We start from the raw sequence: 17755 nt of genomic DNA, 5'->3' as shown, positions 1-17755 counted from the left end.
GGTCCGACGCCGGCCCCGATCGGAAGCCGGCCCCCGATCGGGGCCGGCCGACGTCCGGCACCGAACCCCGGCTCAGCTCCGGTCGTGGTCCCCGACCCCGCCGTCGATCAACTCCCGCAGGATGTCCAGGTGTCCGGCGTGCCGCGCGGTCTCCGTCGTCATGTGGATCAGCACCCAGCGCAGCGTGACGTCGTCGCCCCGCCAGGACGTCCCGAGGTCCTCCAGCGCGAGCTCCCGGATCACCTCGTCCGCGCCGGCCCGCGCCCGCGCGTAGAACTCCAGGACGTCGGCCGTCGACTCGTGCGGCTCCACCCGCATGTCGGACATGTCGTCGGCGTCGACGTCGAACGGCAGCGGCCCGGTCTCCCGCCCGAACGTCTGCCGGAACCAGCCCAGTTCGGCACCGCCCAGGTGCTTCACCAGGCCCAGCAGGTTCGTCCCCGACGGCGTCATCGGACGGCGCAGCTGCTCGTCGTCCAGACCCTCCACCTTCCACAGCACCGCATCGCGGTGCCGGTCCAGCGCCGCGTGAAGGCTTTCCTTCTCCCCACCCCTGAAGGGCACGCTCGTGCTCATACGCGGACCGTAGCAGCCGCGACTGACACTGCTCCTCGGCCGGCCCGAAGCCCGAACGCGGCCGGCCGGCCGACCCCGCAACACGCGTGACACACCTGGCACACCTTGACCCTGACACGGGTGTCAGGATCGATGATGTTCCCATGACCGCCACACCGTTCGACCCGTACGCGCTCCTCGCGCAGAGCCGCCTCGGCATCCTCGCCACCATCAAGGCCGACGGCCGGCCCCAGCTCTCCCCCGTCATGCCGTCCTACGACCGGGAGGCGAACACCATCCTGGTCTCCACCCGGGACGGGCTGGCCAAGACCGCCAACCTGCGCCGGGATCCCCGGGTCAGCGTGGAGGTGACCGCGCCGGACGGGCGCTCCTGGGTCACGGCCGAGGGCGTCGCCACCCTCACCGGTCCGGGCACCGACCCGGACGGGCCGGAGGTCGAGGCGCTGGTCGACTACTACCGCCGCGCCGCCGGCGAGCACCCCGACTGGGCGGAGTACCGCCGGGTGATGGTGTCCGACCGCCGGGTGCTCCTCACCATCCCGGTCGACCACGTGTACGGCAGCCACCTCTGAGCGGTCCCGGCCACCCCCACGGGGGTGGGGTGGCCGGGACACCCGAGGGCGCCCGGGGGTCACTCCGAGGTCGCGGTGACCACCGTGGCGTCCAGGTCCTCGTGCCGGCTCGCCACCGCCGCCAGCCCGGCCGCCCGCGTCACCGCGAGGGCCGCCGCGACCTGCCGCTCGCTGGTCTCGAACAGCAGCGCCCCGTCCGCCGCCAGCCAGCGCGGCGCCTCCGCGACCACCCGGCGCAGCACGTCCAGGCCGTCCGGGCCGCCGTCGAGGGCCGGCCGCGCCTCGTGCAGCCGTGCCTCGGGCGGCAGCAGGCCGAGGTCGCCGGTCGGAACGTACGGGACGTTGGCGATCAGCACGTCCACCCGGCCGCGCAACTCGCCGGGCAGGGCGGCGAACAGGTCGCCCTCGTGGACCCGCGCCCCGGTCCCGGCCAGGTTGCGGCGGGCACAGCGGACCGCGTCCGCGGCGATGTCCGCCGCGTACAGCTCGACCGGGTGCGCGGAACCGGCCGCCACGGCGGCGCCGAGCGCACCGCTGCCGCAGCACAGGTCGAGCACCACCGAACCCGGGCCCCGGGGCGGGCCGGTCAGCGCGGTGGCGGCGGCGGCCAGGAACTCGCTGCGCCGGCGCGGGACGAAGACGCCCGGGTCGACGGCGATCCGCAGACCGGCGAACTCGGCCCAGCCGACGACGTGTTCGAGCGGCCGCCCCTCGGCGCGGGCGCGGACCATGGCGGCCAGCTCGGCGGGCGAGGCGGCGGCGGTGAGCAGGATCCGCGCCTCGTCCTCGGCGAACACGCAACCGGCGGCGCGCAGTCGGGAGACCACCGAGGAACGGAGAGTGGCGGAGGAGAAAACCGGCAAGACAACCCCTTGGGGAGGACGGGAGGAGGCGAACGGAGGGGAACGAACTCCGTCAGGGCTCCCGCCAGGGCCGACACCGTACCGGTGCGCCGGACGCGCTACACGCGTGCGGCGCCCGCACGGCCGCGCTCCGGGAGCACCCGCTCGGACATTCCGGTAATGGGTCTCACCTCCCTGAGTCGCGGTCATACTCGGCGCCGGCCAGCCTACCGCACCGCCCTGCGGCGATGCCTCCGCCCGACGCCTCCCCGGACTCCCCTCGCAGGGGCCTGCAGAGCCACCGACCTCCCCGACGGCCACGGACCACCGCCACGGACCACCGCCACGGACCGCCACGGGTCGCCCGCCGGTCAGACGCGCTGCGGTGCCGGCGGCCTGGTGCGGTAGTCGCCGGCCGTACCCGGGGGCACCAGGCAGGGCAGCAGCCAGTCCCACAGGGCGCCGACCCGGCGGGCCCGCTCGTCGGCGGGACAGCCCTCGACGAACATCACCTCCAGGCCGCAGGCGGCGGTCACCACCAGGGTCTCCGGGCCGAGCGTGCCCGAACGGTCGCGCAGCTCGCCCGCGCGACGGGCCCCGGCCAGCAGGTCCCGGACGACCCCGGCCCAGACGCCGTGGAAGCCGCGCACGCCCGCGAAGACCGGCCGGGGGTCCGGCGTCCCGGAGACGCCCGGTGCGGGTCCGCCCCGCGCGAGCCCACCCGAGGCGGACCCGCCGGACGCGGATCCTCCCGACGCGGATCCTCCCGACGCGGCCCCGCCCGGGCCGGACCTCGCCGACCGCGGGTCCGCCTGCCAGCCGCCGTCCTCGCGGCCGAGGCGGAACGCCGCCCGGACCACCGGGTCCACCCCCAGGGCGTCGACCAGCCAGTACCCGGCGTCGATCAGCCCCTGGAGCGGCGAGGAGGAGCCGCGCGGGTCGCCGCAGGCCGACCTCAGCGAGCGCTCGGCCTGCTCGAACACCGCCCTGGCCAGCTCCTCCTTGGAGGCGAAGTGGAAGTAGAGCGCCCCCTTCGTCACCCCCGCGGCCGCGGCGATCTCGCCGAGGGTGGCGCCGGCGTACCCGTGGCGGTCGAACAGCCCCGCCCCCGCCTCCACCAGTCGCCCGCGCGTCCGTTCCGACCTCTCCTGGACCACCCGTCCCACAACCCCTCACGACGACAAGCATGTTCCGGCCGGCCCCCGTCAACTCCCGGACGGACGCCGAACCTTCCGACGGTCTTCCTTCAGCCGACCCGGCTGAGCCGCGCCGCCACCGCGCCCTCCGGCACAACGGCCACCACGGCGGGTTCGCGCTCTGGTCCTGCCACGCGCTCCGGCCCCGCCGCACGCTCCGGACCGGCCGGACGCTCCGGCCCGGCGAGCAGGATGGAGCGCTGCAGGCGGCGCAGTGCGGCGGACGGTTCCATGCCCAACTCCCCTACCAGGGTGTTGCGCAGGCGCCGGTAGGCCTCCAGGGCCTCACCACGTCGCCCGGAGCGGTGCAGGGCGATCATGTACTGGCCGTGCAGGCTCTCGTGGGTGCGGTAGCGGTCGACCAGGACGGTCAGTTCGGCGAGCAGGACGCGGTGCCGGCCCAGGCGCAGGTCGGCGTCGATCCGCTGGTCCAGCGCACAGAGTCTGGTCTCCTCCAACCGTCTCGCCTCGATGGCGAGTTGGCCGCCGACCGGGACGTCCGCGAAGGCCGGACCGCGCCACAGCGCGAGCGCCTCGCCGAGCATCCGGGCGGCCAGCGGATGGTCCTCGCCGTCGATCGCCCGGTAGCCCATGCCGGCCAGCCGCTCGAACTCCCGGACGTCGGTCGGCCCGCCGCCGCTGTTCAGCATGTAGCCACCCGGCGAGGTGACCAGGACGTCCTTGGCGCAGGACACCCCGGCCTCCGCGCCGACCCCGGCGAGCGCCCGGTCGATCAGGTCGCGCAGCTGGAGGACGTACGTCTGCACGGTGGTGCGCGCACTGCGCGGCGGACGGCCGCACCACAGCTCGTCGGCCAGCACCCCCGCCGGGACCACCTGGTCCGCGCGGAGCGCCAGCAGCCCCAGCACCTGACGCGGCTTCGGCGCCGACGGCACCACCGACATCCCACACACCCGGACGTCCAACGCCCCGAGCACCCGAATTTCCACGATGACCACCCCAATCACACGGAACGCCGCAGGCTCTTGCACCACGGCCGGCACCCGGGTCGACACCCCTGGGGGCAACTGTCACCAGTGAAAAACAGGACGCGCGGTTTGTCAATACAAAACCGAACGTGCTGTTTGTTTTCGAGATGGACGACCCGCATACCGCGCGAATCCGATCGACTACCCTCAGTATCGACCGCAGGGCAAACCAAAGGCGGCGCAGGACTCCCGTGGCCCCGTCGCCGCCCGTGTGCCCCCGCCGCCCCACCTCTCTTGGGCGGCAGACGAGTCGGGCCCCCGTCAGCCCACGCCGGCCCCCGCCTGCGCCTCGACCGGCACTCCGTCGGCCGCGCCGGCCTCGCTCCCGCCGGCCCCTTCTCCGCCCTCCTCTTCCGCGCCGCCCTCCACCGCACGGGCCGCCGCGATCTCGGCAACCACCTGGGCGCCCCGGCTCGGCCCCATCTGCAGTGAACCGAGTACACCCGGCACCGCGATGCTCGGCATCAGGTGCTGGAACAGCGCGGACGCCCGAACTTCCAGGTCAGCCCGCCCGGAGAGCTTCTGGGACTGGATCTGCACGCCCGTCCACGCCGCGACGACCAGCCACGCGGTCTCCGCCGGTACGACGTGCGGCAGCAGCTCGCCGCGCTCGCCGGCCGCGCGCAGCATCTCCTCCATCCGGCCGATCCAGCCGGGGATGGCGCCCCCGCCGAGGTCGTCGAACACGTCCTGCCCGAGCGACAGCCGGGCACCCGCGCTCAGCAGCGGGTCACGCGGCATCAGATGCGCCACCACCATCCCGGTGTCCACGAACTCCTGGAGCTTGCAGCTCCGTTCGGGAACTCCGTCCTGGGAGAACTGCTCCTCGACCACGCCCTGCGCGAGATCCCGCTTCGACGCGAAATGGAAATACACCGCACCGCGCGTCACACCGGCCCGGGAAACCACCTCGCCGATGGTCGCGCCCTCGTACCCGAACTCGTCGAAGACCGACGCGGCCGCCTCCAGGATCAGCCGACGCGTCCGGAGCGCCCGCTCCTGCCGTACCACCGCAACCACCCCGCCCTGAGAGCTCGGAAAGACAAAACCAAACCAAACACCCCGTATCTTAGCGACGCCCCACCCGCAACCGACAAGACGCTGTCCGTTGATCCCCTGACCACTCTCCCTTCCCCCACACCCCAACGAGCCTCGTCCGAGCGTCCGTCGCCATCCACCCCGCCCGCCTCCGAACCCTCGGGAACTCTCGACAGCCTTCGTCAGCGAAGCCGTTCGCGGGGTTATTTCACTCGGGAAAACCGAACGATTGGTTTCTTTGAGAAGCAAGGTCATCGCGGTCATCGCCGCCCCGCTCCGCCCGTCCGCGCCGCGCCCGCGCTGGCCCTCACCACGAAGACGATCGCCAGGCACTGCGGCGCCGACTGCGTCTGCCCGAGGACCAGGAATCCGGCCGGCGCCCCGATCGCCGGCGCCAGCCTCATCAGGACCGCGAAGGTCGCGGCGGGCAGACGGCGCAGCGCCAGCAGTTCCAGCGCGTAGGGCAGCCCCGAGGACTTCCAGCGTCACCGCCGGGCCGAGCGGGATCCGGTCGATCGCCTGGTAGAAGAGGATGTTCATACCGCCGAGGGCGAACCCGAAGCCGCCGGCGATGGCCCAGTCCGTGCGGCTGTGCCCGCGCAGCCGTGATCGTGACCCGCAGCATCACCGGGCCCAGCGCCCCGACCCGGGGGGGGAGCAGGGCGGCGACGGCGGAGCCGAACTGCACCGAGAGGGCACTGGCCAGCACCAGGTTGCCTCGCGGATGCGGCCGACGGCGGGCCGGACCTTCCGCGACCGGGCCGCCCTCGCCCCGGCGGACCTCGCGACCTGGCCGATCGCCCTGAACACGGTGGCGGGCGCCACCACCCTGGACCTCTGGCCCGCCGCCCCGCGCCCCGGGACGACGGTCGAGGTCACCAACACGGACGAATGGCTGACCGCCATCGCGGTGGGCCGGGCCGTGGGCGTCTCGACATCGGCGACACCCCACCTGCACCGGCACCCCATGATCGCCTACCGCCCGCTGACCGACGCCCCCGGTGCCCCTGTTCCTGGCCTGGCGCCGCGGCGCCCCGACCGCCCGGCGGTCCCGGCCCTGGTCCGGCTGACCCGGGACCTGCCGGCAGGACAATGACGGCAACGGCCCACCCCGGCAGGGCGAAGGAGCCCCGCGATGGTCCACGGCTCCTTCCGCGAAGTCTCGGGCTGACCCTCCGGGCCGAACGGACAGGCCGACAGGCCGACAGGCCGACGGTCAGGGCAGCACGGCCACCGCCTCCACCTCCACCAGCTGGTCGTCGTAGCCCAGCACCGAGACCCCGAGCAGGGTGCTGGGCACGTCGTGCTCCCCCATGTACGCGCGGTAGACGTTCCACACCTTCACCAGGTCCGCCTGGTCGCCGGAGGCCACGTACACGGTCGTCCGGGCTATGTCGGTGAGCCCGGCGCCCGCGTCCTCCAGCGCCGTCACCAGGTTGCGCATCACCTGGTGGGTCTGCCCCTCACAGTCGCCGACGGCGACCGTCCGGCCCTCCTCGTCGAGCGGGCAGGCCCCGGCCAGCCAGAGCGAACGGGCCGGGGCGTCGACCACCGCGCCGTAGGCGTAGTCGACGGCCGGCGTCAGCCGCGTGCTGCGGATCAGCTTGACGGTGCTGCTCATGAGGTCCTCCGACCGGCCGACCGAACGTTCGAGCCCATCGTTGGTCTCGCCTGACCGACCGTCAAACCATTTACCGGCGAACTCCCCACCACCACTGGGCCGGTGCGCCCACGATTCACCGGCGCGGGTGATGGCGGACGGCCCCGCCGGCACGAAATGCTGGGGTCCGCACACGCACCAGCACCAGCACCGCAACCCCCGCCCGGGAGCCGCCCCATGGAACGCCGATCGCCCGACCGCGACCAGGACCCCGGCGTCGGCCGGCGTCGCCTGCTCGGCCTCGCACTCGGGGCGGGCCTGGTCCCGGCGCTCGCCCCGGCGTCCGCCCCGGCGGCGCACGCGACACCCGCCGCACCGCGCGGGTCGGCCACCGCGACCGGCTCGCGCGCCGACACCCCGACCGGCACGCCGACCGACGCCCCGACCGACGCGCTGGGCCTCGGCCTGCGGGTCGCCGCCGTGGCCACCGCCCAGATCGGCGTGCCGTACGCCTGGGGCGGCGGCGACCGCCTCGGCGCGAGCCTCGGCTTCTGCGACGACGAGAACGGCTACCTCAACGGCGTGTGCCTGGGCGAGAAGACGGTCGGCTTCGACTGCAGCGGCCTGTCGCTCTACTGCTGGTACCGGGCCAGCGACGGCGACGTCGAACTGGGCCACTACACCGTCGCGCAGTTCCACCGCAGCGCCCCGGTGGAGCGGAGCGCGCTCGCCCCGGGCGACCTGCTGTTCTTCTCCCGCCCCGACGCGCCCCTGCACCACGTCGGGATCCACGTCGGCAACGGCGCGATGATCCACGCCGAGCGCACCGGGACCCTGGTCGCGCGGGTCGAGAACGTGCTCGACGTCCCGCGCTGGGCGGGCGAGTTCGCCGGTGCCCGCCGCCCCGGGCAGCCCGTCGGCTGAACCCCACCGCCCGGCCCCGGCCGTCCGAACGCCCGCACCGCTCACACCGCTCACGGACCTCTCACGGACCGCTGCGCCGCTCCCCCAACCCCCGGTGGATCCGCAGCAGCAGCGACTGCAGCTGCTGCCGCTCCCCCGCGTCCAGCGGCGCGAGCACCTCGTCCTGCACCGCCCGCGCCTGGGCGTCGAGTTCGGCGAGCAGCGCCCGCCCGGCGCCGGTGATCGAGACCGAGACCCGCCGCCGGTCGGCGCCGTCCCGGGCCCGCTCGACGTACCCGGCGGCCGCGAGCTGGTCGGCGACCTTGGCCAGGTCGCTCGGGTCGATGCCCAGCCGCCGCACGAGGTCCCGCTGCGCCTGCGGCCCGACGTCGGCGAGGGAGGCGAGCACCGCCATGTCCCAGAGCCGCAGGCCGCGTTCGGCCAGCTGCTCGGCGAGCCGACCGCGCGCCACCCTGCCGACCCGGGAGAGCAGATAGCTGCTCAGGTCCAGCAGGGTCGGCGGGAGTTCGGGCGGCGGGTCGATCGGAGTCTCGGAGGCCATGGCGGAATTCTAGGGCGTGTTCCTATAGTGGGTCATGACCCACTAATTCTCGGGCCGCCGGTTCCCGCGCCGCCCCGAGCCCGGATCCCAGGAGTTCGACCGTGGACGCCCTGTACCCCCGTCTGCTCGTCACCCGCTTCGCCGACTGCTTCGCGTTCTACCGCGCGACGCTCCCGCCGCTCACCGGCGCCACCCTGGTCAAGGGCACGCCCGAGGGCCCGTACGCCAACTGGGACGTCGCCGACCAGGCCGTCCTGGTCCTCTACGACCGCGCCGCGATGGCCGCCACCCTCGGCACCGCCGACCGGCCCGCCCACCCCGCCGCGCCCGCGCAGGACGCGGCGATGCTGGTCCTCCGGGTGGACGACGTGGACGCCGCCCTCGACCTCTGCCTGCGCCACGGCGGCACCCCGGCCGTCGGGGCGACCGACCGCCCGGAGTGGGGCGCGAACCTCCGCAGCGCCCACCTGCGCGACCCGGACGGCCACCTGATCGAGCTGCAGTCCTACTGAGCGACGGCGCGCCACCGACCAGACGGCGTGCCGCCGACGGCGGCCCTGCGCGCCTCCGCCAAGCTGCCGCCGAAGCTGCCGCACGCCCTCACCCGACCGCCGTAGCCTTCACTCGGCGCCCACCGGACGACTACTGACGCATCGTCAGAACCTGTGTGCGCCACAGGCCCGTTGCCTTCGAGAGGACCAGAAGCCCACCCATGTCCAGTCTCCGCTTACGAGCCGCAGCCCTGGCGGCCGTCGCCACGATCGGGTTCGCCGCCCTGAGCGCCGGCGCCGCCCAGGCCGCCCCGGCCCGGACCACCCCCGCCGCAGCACAGGCTGCCCAGACCGCCCCGGCCGCCACGGTCGCCGCGCTGTCCGCCCCCACCCACATCCCGATGAACAGCGCGCTCTTCAGGAACCAGGCCTGGTACTCGCCGGACCACCGCATCATGCTGGCCGTGCAGGGCGACGGCAACGTGGTCCTCTACCGCGACACCACCCCGATCTGGGTGGCCACGGGCGCCATGCCCAACGGCAATGTCCTGGTCATGCAGGACGACGGCAACCTGGTCGTCTACGCCGCCGACAACACCCCGCTCTGGTGGAGCTCGACGGCCGGCCACCCCGGCGCCGAGCTGACCATCTACAACGAGGGAGCCATCGCGGTCGAACAGAACGGCAGGGTCCTCTGGACCTCCGCCCCGCCCACCCCCCAGCTCCCGCCGTGTCCGCCGTGGGGTCCGCCCAGCTACCCCGGCCAGTGGATTCCGCCGTGGTGCCCGACCTGGCCGTTCCCCAGTTAGACCACGGGGACGAAGGGCGCTCGCCGGCCCGCATGACCCGGAGCGCGGGGGTCCGGGCCGGACGCGAAGCCCGGCCCGGACCCCGACGGCCGACGGACCCGGCCGTCCGTCGACGGCCGTCAGCCACCGTCAGCGGTCGTCAGCCATGGTGGACCGGCAGCTCGCGCACCCGGCCGTCGGCCAGGGCGAGCGCGCCGGCGCGGGAGTCCGGCGAGCAGGCCCGCCCGAGGACCGGCGGGACACCGCCCGCGCCCGGCACGTGCCCGAGCACGGCGGCGCAGTACTGGACGTCGGGTACGGGCAACGGGCGGAACCGGGTCGCGTCGGCCGGGGCGGCGGCGACCGCCCCGGCGAGGGCGAGACCGCCGGCGAGCACGGGGGCCACGAGTCCGCGCGGGCTGCACCTGGGGATGCGCATGGGATACCTCCGGTACGGGTGGGGACACCGGCGGCCGTGGACTCGGCCGCCGCGCCCATTCGACGGGCGACCACCGCCCCCACCCGGGCCGACACACCGGGGCGCCGCACTAGTCGTACGCATGCCACCGACCCGAAGGTCGCCGGCCCAGCGCCGCCCCGCTCACCCCTCGGCGCCGTCCGCCCACAGCTCGGCGCCGCACCCGGCCACCAACGCGCCGATCCGCGCCCACGCCTGCTCGGCCGGCAGCGGCTCCAGCCGCCGGCCGTCCCGCAGGCGCAGCGCGACCCGGTCGTCCACGGCCTCCTCGGCGCCGATCACCGCCTGGTACGGCACCAGCCGGGCCGCCCGGATCCGGGCACCGAGGGTGCCGCGCTCGGGCCCGGCGAGCTCGGCGCGCAGACCGAGGTCGAGGCAGCGCCGCCGGAACCTGTCGGCCTGCGGCAGTTCGGCGCCGGAGACCGGCAGCAGCACGACCTGGACGGGCGCGAGCCAGGCCGGGAACGCGCCGCCGTACAGCTCGATCAGGTGGGCGACCACGCGTTCGACGCTGCCGATCACGCTGCGGTGGACCATCACCGGGCGGTGCCTGGCGCCGTCCGGGCCGATGTAGCGCAGGTCGAACCGCTCGGGCTGGTGGAAGTCGATCTGGACGGTGGAGAGGGTGAACTCGCGCCCGGCGCCGTCGGCGATCTGCACGTCGATCTTGGGCCCGTAGAACGCGGCCTCGCCCTCCGCCGCCTCGAACGGCACCCCGGAACGCTCCAGCACGTCGGTGAGCAGCGCGGTGGCGCGCTCCCAGAGCGCCGGATCCGCCACGTACTTGCCGCCCGCGCCGGGCAGCGAGAGGCGGTGGCGGACCGGTACGACACCGAGCGCCGCGTGTGCTTCGCGGATCAACTCCAGTGCCGCGACGGCTTCGTCGGCGGCCTGCTCCGGGGTGCAGAACACATGGGCGTCGTTCAGCTGGATCGCCCGGACCCTGGTCAGCCCGCCCAGTACCCCGGACGGTTCGGAGCGGTACATGCCGCCCAACTCGGCCATGCGCAGCGGCAGTTCCCGGTAGCTGCGGGAGCGGGAGCGGAAGATCAGCGCATGGTGCGGACAGAGGCTGGGCCGCAGCACCACTTCCTCCGCGCCGAGTTCCATCGGCGGGAACATGTCCTCGCGGTAGTGCGCCCAGTGGCCGGAGAGCTCGTACAGCTCGCGCTTGCCGAGCACCGGGGAGTAGACGTGGCGGTAGCCGGCCCGGCGCTCGCGGCCACGGATGAACTCCTCCAGGGCGTGCCGGACCGCCGCGCCGTCGGGCAGCCAATAGGGCAGGCCGGAGCCCATCAGCGGGTCGGTGTCGAACAGGCCGAGTTCGCGGCCCAGCTTGCGATGGTCGTACTGCGGGTGGTCGTACTGCGGGTGGCTGTTCACGGCGGTGGTCTCCACTCTGGGGCTGCGGGCGAGTGGAGCCGGGGACGACGAAGCCCCGGGGCACTCGCCCCGGGGCTTCGGACTTGGTCAGCAGTCAGCGCGCCGGGACTCTCTCCGGCGTCGTGGTGGCGAGTGCGGCGCGCTTCATGTGGTCAACCGTAGCAGGCCGGCCGACGAGCGCGAGATCTTTTCGCGGGGCTTCGACGGGCCCACCTCAGTGCAGGACGACGCAGCCGCGCGCACCGAGCACGTCCAGCACCCGCGCCGACGGCCGTACGTCGTTCCACCGCAGGTCCAGCTTCTCCAGGGCCGGAAGCGTGCCCGGTTCGGCGAGCCAGTGCGGCAGTTCGGTGATCCGGTTGCCGCGCAGGTCGAGGCGGCGCAGCAGCGGCAGACCGGCGAGCGCGGCCGGGACGGCGGTGAGGGCGTTCTCCCGGAGGTCCAGCTCGCGCAGCTCGGTGAGCCCGGCCACGGAGTCCGGAAGTCCGGTCAACTCGTTTCCGCGCAGCCAGAGTTCGCGCATTGCTCCGAGCTTTCCGATCTCCTCGGGCAGCGCGTCGAGCCGGTTGTGCTGCGCGCGGAGCTCGACCAGGGCGGCCATCTCGCCAATGGCAGCGGGGAGTTCGGTGAGCCGGTTCTCGCCGACGTTGAGGTAGCGCAGCGCGGTGAGCCGCCCGAGGGTGTCGGGCAGACTGGTCAGCGCGTTGTCGTGCAGGTAGAGGAAGTCGCTCAGCCCGGTCAGGCCGCCCAGTTCGGCGGGCACCCCGGCGAGCGCGTTGTGTCCGAGGTCGAGGGTCCGCAGTCCGGTCAACCGCCCGATCTCCGGAGGGAGTTCGGAGATGCCGGTGTCGGCGAGGATGAGCACCGTCAGATCGGTGCGCTCCCACACCTCGACCGGCACCACGCCGAGCGGCCGGCGCCAGAGGTTCAGTGTCACGTCCGTCATGCCTGTTCCTCCGGGGGCGGGCGAAGTGTCGTGCGGGCGAAGTGTCGTGCGGGCGGACCTCGGTGGCGGCCCCGCCCAGTCTACGAGCGGGCCGGGACCGCACACCGACGTCGGACCACGGCCGTGGCCGGCCCCGCCCGACCCGCGGCCACCCCGACGGGGTCAGTGAGGTACCCCGCCGAAACCGGAGCAACAGCCGCAACCGGAGCCGGACCCGGAGCAACAGCCGGAGTCGGAGCCGGACCCGGAGCCGATTCCGGCGGCGCGCCCGGGCGACGTCACCGGGTGCCGCAGAAGGCCTGCTCCAGGAAGCCTGCCTCCGCCACCAGCTGCGCCTCGATCCGCGTGTCGTCACCGCGCGTGGTGACGGACATCGCGACCTGCCGGGTCCCCGAGTTCCACAGCTGCGAGCTGTAGCCGGGCAGCCCGCCGTCGTGCCCCCAGATCACTCCGCAGGACAGCTGCCACCGGGCCAGCCCCAGTCCGTAGCCGAGGCCCGTGGGCTGGTCGCCGCCGTCCCCGACCGGGATGGTCGTGGTCATCTCCTTCATCAGCTGCGGCGGAAGCAGCCGGCCGCCGGTCAGGGCCTGCTCGAAGCGGTTCAGGTCGTCCAGGGTGGAGATCAGCGCGCCCGCCGCGCTCGCCCAGGAGACGCTCAGCACGGTGACGTCCCGGTCGCTGTGGTCCTCCGGTCCGGGGCCCTCGGTGAGCGTCAGGTAGCCGTGCGCGTGCGGGCCCCGGATGTCGGTCGCCGTGCCCGGGAAGTACGTCCCGTTCAGTCCGAGCGGGCGCAGGATGCGCGCGGTGACCTCCTGCGCGTAGCCGTGCCCGGTGACCCGCTCGATGACCATGCCGAGCAGGACGTAGTTGACGTTGGAGTACTTGTACCGGGTGCCCGGCGGGAAGTCGGGCGCGTGCGCGACCGAGGCCGCGACCACCTGCGCCGGGGTGATCGTCCTGGTCAGACCGCCCTGGTCCAGCCAGTTCCGGACGGCCGCCGGGTCGGTCCGGTCGGGGAAGATCCCGCCCTTCTCGTTGGTCGCGTCCCAGAGGCCGGAGCTGTGGTTGAGCAGCCGGCGCACGGTGATGTTCGCGCCGTTCGGGACCAGGCCCGGCAGGTAGCGCTCCACCGGGTCGTCCAGGCCGATCCGGCCCTCGCCCACCAGCTGGAGCACGGTGGTGGCGGTGAACACCTTGGTGATGCTGCCGGCCCGGAACCGCCCGTCGGTCCGCACCGGCGCACCGGTGGCCAGGTCGGAGACGCCCGTTCCGCCGCGCCAGACCCCGTTCCGGTCCCTGATCTCGGCGATCGCCGAGACCGCGCCCGCTCCGGTCACAGCCCGCAGCGCCGCCGCCCGACGGTCGGCGGCCTCCCGCTGCCCGCCGACCCCCTGCCCGCCGTCCGGCTGCCCGTCGACCCCCTGCCCGCCGTCCCGCTCGGCGGCACCCGCCGAGGCGACCGGCGCGGCCAGCGCCAGGCAGAGCCCCGCCGCCAGCGCGGCAGCCGCTCGCCGCGCCACCCGCCCACCACCCCACGCCGCACGTCCCCCGTCCCGCGCCACGCGCCCCGTACCCCGTGCCCCACGCCGCGCGCCCCGCGCCGTACGTCCCGGTCCCTGCACCATGCGTCCCCACCCTCACCTGCGGCGAGCACTCCCTCGCCCTCGACGCCCAGCCTCGCCGCCGCCCTGACGGTCGGTCATCCATCGCCGGGAGGAACCGGCCGTACACCCGCCTCAGGAGCGCCTACGCCGGAAGGTGGAGGCCCGCCAGCCCGGGCGGCTACCGCGCCGGCGCCGGCGCGGGGCGGACCGGGTGCTTGCTCATGATCGAGACCCGGTTGAAGGAGTTGATGGTGATCGCCACCCACACCACCGCGGAGATCTCCGCCTCGCTCAGCACCTCGCGCGCGGCGCCGTACGCGGCCTCCTGCAGGGCCGCGTCCGCCGGGTGGGTGGTCGCCTCGGCCAGCGCGAGCGCGGCCCGCTCCCGCCGGTCGAACACCTCGGTGTCGCGCCAGGCCGGGAGCACGCCCAGCCGCTGGGTCGTCTCGCCCTCGCGCAGCGCGGCCCTGGTGTGCACGTTCAGGCAGTAGGCGCAGCCGTTGATCTGCGACACCCGGAGGTTGACGAGCTCGACGAGCCGACGGTCCAGCCCGGCCTCCGCCGCCACCTCACGCATCGCCTCGGCGGCCGCGACCAGCGCCTTGTACGCCTGGGGGCTCTGCTTGTCGATGAACACCCGCCGGTCCGCCGGGACCACCGTCACGTCACTCACCTGGACTCCTTAGGCTTGATCACTGTCGTCCGCCACTCTGCCACGCCATGATAGTTGAATATAGAACTATCATGGCCGCAGAGCAGTCCGCACGCACCCGGGAGGGACCCACCGTGAGCACCACCGAGACCGACCCCGTCACCGCCGAGACCGGCACCGTCGCGCCGCCCGCCGCCGACCCGCGCGCGGAGGTCCTGTCCCCGCGGGACGTCCCGCTCGGCGGCCCGCGCGCGATGACCGTGCGCCGGACGCTGCCGCAGCGCTCCCGCACCCTGATCGGCGCCTGGTGCTTCGTGGACCACTACGGCCCCGACGACGTCGCCGACACCGGCGGCATGGACGTCGCCCCGCACCCGCACACCGGGCTGCAGACCGTCAGCTGGCTGTTCACCGGCGAGATCGAGCACCGGGACAGCCTCGGCATCCACGCGTACGTCCGACCGGGCGAGGTCAACCTGATGACCTCCGGCCACGGCATCGCCCACTCCGAGGTCTCCACCCCGGCCACCACCACCCTGCACGGCGTCCAGCTCTGGGTCGTCCTGCCCGAGGAACACCGGCACACCGGCCGCGACTTCCACCACCACGCCCCGGCCCCGGTCGCCCTGGACGGCGGCGGCGAGGCCCGGGTCTTCCTCGGCTCCCTGGCCGGCGACACCTCCCCCGTCCCCACCTTCACCCCGCTGCTCGGCGCCGAACTCACCCTGCGCCCGCACGCCGCCGTCACCCTCGCCGTCGACCCCGCCTTCGAACACGGCCTCCTGGTCGACCGCGGCGAGGTCCGCTTCGCCGGCACCCCGCTACACCCCGCCGACCTCGGCTACCTGGCCCCCGGCACCACCACGGTCACCCTCTCCAACACCGGCGACACCGACGCCCGGGCCGTCCTGCTCGGCGGCACGCCCTTCGAGGAGGAGATCGTCATGTGGTGGAACTTCATCGGGCGGTCGAACGACGACATTACCCGAGCCCGCGAGGAGTGGATGAGCTCCGAGAACTCCGACCGCTTCGGCGCTGTCGAGGGCTACCCGGGCGCCCGCCTCCCCGCCCCGGAACTCCCGGGAATCCCCCTCAAGCCGCGCGGACGCACCCGCTGACCTGCGGGTTTCGCAATCGGGGGTGCGGAGGCCGGGTCCACCGCACCCCGAGCCGGAGCCTCCCTGCACTCACCCCTGGGCATCCCCGTCGGCACTCGCCTCCGCACTCGACGCGTGACACCGTTCGACCATCCGCGACAGCGCCTGACAGGACCATTGCTGACCCAATGCTGCGTTTGGTGACAGACCGCCAGAACCGACTGGGCGCTCACGAAGCCCGGGAGGTCATCGTCGAGTGCCGCCGCGAGAACCGGCGGACGCCTGACACGGCCCCCTCGCCTGCTGTCGAAGGACGGTCACCACCAGAGCGGCGCAGGCCGGAGAAGACGGCCACCAAGCCGTCCGCCTCGATCACCGGAACCAGCGCCGTCACCGCTCTGCACCAGGGCGCGCTGTTCTGACACAGCCCCACACTGACCGCTCACCAACGGTGGTGCGGAGTTGCTTCCGGTCGGGCGGGTTCGAGGTCGAAGATAGGCAGCCGCGGACCGCTCCGGTCGCTGTAGGCCTGGTATCCGGTGGTGAGGTCGAGGATCTTGGCCCAGATCTCGTCGCGCCCTCCCCTCTCCACCGGACGGGCGGTGACGGGGAAGCGCCTTCCTGCCGTGAGGACCTGCGACTGCGGGGTGCGCAGGAGGGACCCGGGTCGCGGCAAGGGGTCTTCATGGTGTCGCCTTCTGTTTCGGGTGGGGCCGGTGGCCGGGGAGCCGGTCAGGCACCGAGGTCGAGGATGGCGCCGAGGAGTTCCTCGGGGGTCTCCAGCTGGGGGAGGTGGCCGGTTCGGGGCAGCAGGGTGAACGCGGCACCGGGGACGGCGGCGGCGTAGGCGCGACCGTACTCCGGGGTGACGACGCCGTCGCTCTCGCCCCAGATGACGTGGACGGGCAGGCGGACGCCGGCCAGGCGGTCGATGAGGGTCGGGTCCGACATCGTGGGGCCGGTGTACCGGATGAGGGCCTGGAGGTCGGGGCTCGGCCCGGTCTGCCCGGCGGGCGGGACGGGTGCCTTGCTCGGGTCGTGGAAGGAGTAGCCGCTGATCTGCTGCGGTGTCATCCCGGCGAGGCTGGTCATGGGGTGGCCGGCCACCTCGATGCCGACTCCGTCGATGATGACGGCGCCGCTGACGCGCGGGCTGTCCAGCAGGGCGATCTCGGCGGCGAGCCAGCCGCCGAAGGAGTTGCCGACGACGGTGACATCGGTGAGGTCGAGCTCTTCCAGCAGTGCGACGTACGCGCGGGCCAGCCCGATGACGCCGACGAGACCGTCGGGCTTGTGGGTGCCGGCGAATCCGGGGTGAGTCGGCAACAGCACCCGGGCGCGGGCACGCTCGGCGAGGAGATCGGCGAACCCGGCCATGGTTCGGACGCCGCCGCCTCCGTGCAGCAGCAGGAACGGGCGGGTGCGGTCGCGGTCCTGGACGGTCAGTTCGACCGGGCCGACCGGAGTCGTCACCGTGCGGGTGGGCCGGAGGGTCCCGGCGGGAACAGGGGTGCTCGGCATCTTTCATCTCCCTGGAGGGTCTATCTAAGGTTCCTTATGCAATGAACCTTAGATCAGGGTGCGCATATAAGCAACCTTAGATATGCGGTAGACTTCCACCATGCGTGAACCGTCAGAGGTCGGCCTCGCCGTCAAGCGTCTCCAGCACCGGCACCACCGTGCCCTGAGCAAGGCGCTGGCACCGCTCGGCCTCTCGGTGGCCCAGTGGGACACCCTGCGCCACCTGGACCGCAAGCCCGACGCCTCGCTGCACGAGCTGGCGGTGCTGACCTTCCAGACCGACCAGTCCTTCGGATCGCTGGCCGTACGGATGGCCGAGCGCGGCCTGATCGAACGGATGCCGGGGCCCGGGCGCGCGGTGCGCCACCGGCTCACGGACGAGGGCGCCAGACTGCGGGTCGAGGGTCAGGCCGCGGCCGACGCCATCACTGCGGACTCCTTCCGTGCTCTCACCCCGGAACAGCTCGACCAACTCGGCGCGCTGCTCGACACCGCCCTGGACACCTGACCACGAAAC

General features: G+C 73.7%; 21 protein-coding genes and 1 pseudogene. 8 read left to right on the top strand and 14 right to left on the bottom strand.

The window, feature by feature from the left end:
* Nucleotides 1-72: 72 nt before the first annotated feature.
* Nucleotides 73-576: a DinB family protein gene (locus tag AB0Q99_RS18200; RefSeq protein WP_363572868.1), complete on the bottom strand. Its 504-nt coding sequence runs from the start codon at nt 574-576 to the stop codon at nt 73-75.
* A 143-nt stretch (nt 577-719) separates the two neighbouring features.
* Here AB0Q99_RS18200 and AB0Q99_RS18195 point away from each other — a divergent pair, with 143 nt between their 5' ends.
* Nucleotides 720-1148 carry a PPOX class F420-dependent oxidoreductase gene (locus tag AB0Q99_RS18195; protein WP_363572866.1) on the top strand — a complete coding sequence of 143 codons (429 nt, stop codon included), beginning with the start codon at nt 720-722 and terminating at the stop codon, nt 1146-1148.
* 59 nt (nt 1149-1207) lie between these two features.
* On the opposite strand, the gene AB0Q99_RS18190 is transcribed toward AB0Q99_RS18195, so the two are convergent.
* From AB0Q99_RS18190 to AB0Q99_RS18170, 5 genes and pseudogenes are all read right to left on the bottom strand, one after another.
* Entirely contained in the window at nt 1208-2011 is an 804-nt protein-coding gene (locus AB0Q99_RS18190; protein WP_363572864.1) for a putative protein N(5)-glutamine methyltransferase, read from the bottom strand.
* Nucleotides 2012-2361: 350 nt separating this feature from the next.
* Nucleotides 2362-3147: a TetR/AcrR family transcriptional regulator gene (locus tag AB0Q99_RS18185; RefSeq protein WP_363572862.1), complete on the bottom strand. Its 786-nt coding sequence runs from the start codon at nt 3145-3147 to the stop codon at nt 2362-2364.
* Between the two features lie 89 nt (nt 3148-3236).
* Nucleotides 3237-4136 carry an AfsR/SARP family transcriptional regulator gene (locus tag AB0Q99_RS18180; RefSeq protein ID WP_363572860.1) on the bottom strand — a complete coding sequence of 300 codons (900 nt, stop codon included), beginning with the start codon at nt 4134-4136 and terminating at the stop codon, nt 3237-3239.
* Nucleotides 4137-4436: 300 nt separating this feature from the next.
* Nucleotides 4437-5477 (bottom strand): ScbR family autoregulator-binding transcription factor, encoded by a 1041-nt coding sequence (locus AB0Q99_RS18175; protein WP_363572858.1) that lies wholly within the window; start codon nt 5475-5477, stop codon nt 4437-4439.
* Nucleotides 5474-5925 (bottom strand): annotated as a pseudogene (locus AB0Q99_RS18170) (EamA family transporter); the annotation flags it as partial. The pseudogene AB0Q99_RS18170 and the gene AB0Q99_RS18175, both read right to left, overlap by 4 nt.
* A 12-nt stretch (nt 5926-5937) precedes the next feature.
* Between AB0Q99_RS18170 and AB0Q99_RS18165 the strand changes: the two are divergent.
* Nucleotides 5938-6309: a hypothetical protein gene (locus AB0Q99_RS18165; RefSeq protein WP_363572914.1), complete on the top strand. Its 372-nt coding sequence runs from the start codon at nt 5938-5940 to the stop codon at nt 6307-6309.
* 120 nt (nt 6310-6429) lie between these two features.
* Here the strand turns inward: AB0Q99_RS18165 and AB0Q99_RS18160 are convergent, their stop codons facing one another.
* Complete coding sequence (locus AB0Q99_RS18160; RefSeq protein WP_363572856.1) at nt 6430-6834, bottom strand: RidA family protein; 405 nt, start codon at nt 6832-6834, stop codon at nt 6430-6432.
* Nucleotides 6835-7050: 216 nt separating this feature from the next.
* Between AB0Q99_RS18160 and AB0Q99_RS18155 the strand changes: the two genes are divergently transcribed.
* Nucleotides 7051-7737: a C40 family peptidase gene (locus AB0Q99_RS18155; RefSeq protein ID WP_363572854.1), complete on the top strand. Its 687-nt coding sequence runs from the start codon at nt 7051-7053 to the stop codon at nt 7735-7737.
* Nucleotides 7738-7798: 61 nt separating this feature from the next.
* On the opposite strand, the gene AB0Q99_RS18150 is transcribed toward AB0Q99_RS18155, so the two are convergent.
* Nucleotides 7799-8278, bottom strand: a complete 480-nt coding sequence (locus AB0Q99_RS18150) for a MarR family winged helix-turn-helix transcriptional regulator (protein ID WP_363572852.1) — start codon at nt 8276-8278, stop codon at nt 7799-7801.
* 101 nt (nt 8279-8379) lie between these two features.
* Between AB0Q99_RS18150 and AB0Q99_RS18145 the strand changes: the two genes are divergently transcribed.
* Nucleotides 8380-8790, top strand: coding sequence for a VOC family protein (locus tag AB0Q99_RS18145; RefSeq protein WP_363572850.1), 411 nt, complete (start codon nt 8380-8382; stop codon nt 8788-8790).
* Between the two features lie 200 nt (nt 8791-8990).
* Nucleotides 8991-9578: a hypothetical protein gene (locus tag AB0Q99_RS18140; RefSeq protein ID WP_363572848.1), complete on the top strand. Its 588-nt coding sequence runs from the start codon at nt 8991-8993 to the stop codon at nt 9576-9578.
* A 139-nt stretch (nt 9579-9717) separates the two neighbouring features.
* Here AB0Q99_RS18140 and AB0Q99_RS18135 read toward each other — a convergent pair whose 3' ends face one another.
* The 5 genes from AB0Q99_RS18135 to AB0Q99_RS18115 all read right to left on the bottom strand — a co-directional run bounded on the left by AB0Q99_RS18135 (nt 9718) and on the right by AB0Q99_RS18115 (nt 14641).
* Nucleotides 9718-9996: a hypothetical protein gene (locus tag AB0Q99_RS18135; RefSeq protein ID WP_363572846.1), complete on the bottom strand. Its 279-nt coding sequence runs from the start codon at nt 9994-9996 to the stop codon at nt 9718-9720.
* A gap of 162 nt (nt 9997-10158) precedes the next feature.
* Nucleotides 10159-11418, bottom strand: coding sequence for a threonine--tRNA ligase (gene thrS / locus AB0Q99_RS18130; RefSeq protein ID WP_363572844.1), 1260 nt, complete (start codon nt 11416-11418; stop codon nt 10159-10161).
* 214 nt (nt 11419-11632) lie between these two features.
* Complete coding sequence (locus tag AB0Q99_RS18125; RefSeq protein WP_363572842.1) at nt 11633-12364, bottom strand: leucine-rich repeat domain-containing protein; 732 nt, start codon at nt 12362-12364, stop codon at nt 11633-11635.
* Nucleotides 12365-12642: 278 nt separating this feature from the next.
* The gene (locus AB0Q99_RS18120) at nt 12643-13884 is read right to left on the bottom strand and encodes a serine hydrolase domain-containing protein (protein ID WP_363572840.1); all 1242 of its coding nucleotides are present in this window, start codon (nt 13882-13884) and stop codon (nt 12643-12645) included.
* A gap of 262 nt (nt 13885-14146) precedes the next feature.
* Nucleotides 14147-14641, bottom strand: a complete 495-nt coding sequence (locus tag AB0Q99_RS18115; protein WP_363572838.1) for a carboxymuconolactone decarboxylase family protein — start codon at nt 14639-14641, stop codon at nt 14147-14149.
* Between the two features lie 194 nt (nt 14642-14835).
* Between AB0Q99_RS18115 and AB0Q99_RS18110 the strand changes: the two genes are divergently transcribed.
* Together AB0Q99_RS18110 and AB0Q99_RS18105 are read left to right on the top strand one after the other, a co-directional pair.
* Nucleotides 14836-15738, top strand: a complete 903-nt coding sequence (locus tag AB0Q99_RS18110; RefSeq protein ID WP_363572910.1) for a pirin family protein — start codon at nt 14836-14838, stop codon at nt 15736-15738.
* A 179-nt stretch (nt 15739-15917) separates the two neighbouring features.
* Entirely contained in the window at nt 15918-16139 is a 222-nt protein-coding gene (locus tag AB0Q99_RS18105) for a hypothetical protein (protein ID WP_363572836.1), read from the top strand.
* Nucleotides 16140-16449: 310 nt separating this feature from the next.
* On the opposite strand, the gene AB0Q99_RS18100 is transcribed toward AB0Q99_RS18105, so the two are convergent.
* Complete coding sequence (locus tag AB0Q99_RS18100) at nt 16450-17238, bottom strand: alpha/beta hydrolase (protein ID WP_363572834.1); 789 nt, start codon at nt 17236-17238, stop codon at nt 16450-16452.
* Between the two features lie 100 nt (nt 17239-17338).
* On the opposite strand from AB0Q99_RS18100, the gene AB0Q99_RS18095 reads away from it, so the two are divergent.
* Nucleotides 17339-17746, top strand: a complete 408-nt coding sequence (locus tag AB0Q99_RS18095; RefSeq protein WP_363572832.1) for a MarR family transcriptional regulator — start codon at nt 17339-17341, stop codon at nt 17744-17746.
* Nucleotides 17747-17755: the final 9 nt, after the last annotated feature.

The sequence above is a fragment of the Kitasatospora sp. NPDC086791 genome, from assembly GCF_040685975.1.
Lineage (GTDB): Bacteria > Actinomycetota > Actinomycetes > Streptomycetales > Streptomycetaceae > Kitasatospora.
This window is presented reverse-complemented; position numbering and strand designations above follow the sequence as displayed.